1 protein-coding gene and 1 pseudogene are annotated in these 747 nt (G+C 61.4%); both read left to right on the top strand.

The annotated features are described in order from the left end of the window. A pseudogene (locus AACY49_RS29735) lies at window positions 1-269 on the top strand (tyrosine-type recombinase/integrase); the annotation flags it as partial. Next, on the top strand, window positions 266-747 hold a 482-nt coding region (locus tag AACY49_RS29740; protein ID WP_339527757.1), incomplete at its 3' end, for a tyrosine-type recombinase/integrase. The pseudogene AACY49_RS29735 and the gene AACY49_RS29740, both read left to right, overlap by 4 nt.

Genomic DNA, 747 nt, shown 5'->3' on the forward strand with positions numbered 1-747 from the left:
TCGTCAGGTTGGCCCGGCTTCTCGGATATCGTAGAGCAACCGGTACGGCAGGCATGCGACTCCACGATCTGCGACATACGTTCGCTGTTCGCTCGCTTGAGTCCTGCCCGCGTGACAGGGAGGCCATTGCCCACCACATGGCCGGTCTCAGTGTCTACCTGGGGCACGCGTCGATCGCCAACACGTACTGGTATCTCGAAGCCACGCCAGTGCTGCTGCGCGACATTGCGGCTGCAAGCGAGCAACTTTTTCAAGGAGAAGCGGCATGACGGCGCTTGCTCCCCATCTCTCGGCATATCTGCGGGAACATCTGCCGCGCGAACGCGCCGTCAGCCCGCACACGGTGAAGACCTATGCCAACTGCTTCGTCCTCCTCGTCCAGTTCGCTGCCGATCGGCTGAAGCGCCGACCGACCGATCTCGAGGTTGAGGATCTCGGCACAGACATGATCATGGCCTTCCTCGATCATGTGGAGATCGGCCGCGGCAGCTGCGTGCGGACCCGCAATGGCAGGCTCGCCGCGATCCGATCCTTCTTCCGATACATCGAGTACCGGATTCCAGCCTGCCTCGATCAGGCACTCCGTGTCAGAGCAATCCCGACCAAGAAGACAGACAAGGCGCTGATCGATTACCTCGACCGGGCCGAGATCAAGGCTTTGCTCGATACACCCGATCCCCGGACACGCCTCGTCACCCGTGATCGCGCGATGCTGCATCTTACCTATGCTGGCGGACTGAGGGTGTC

This window comes from Pseudomonas sp. EL_65y_Pfl2_R96 (assembly GCF_963970905.1).
Classification (GTDB): domain Bacteria; phylum Pseudomonadota; class Gammaproteobacteria; order Pseudomonadales; family Pseudomonadaceae; genus Aquipseudomonas.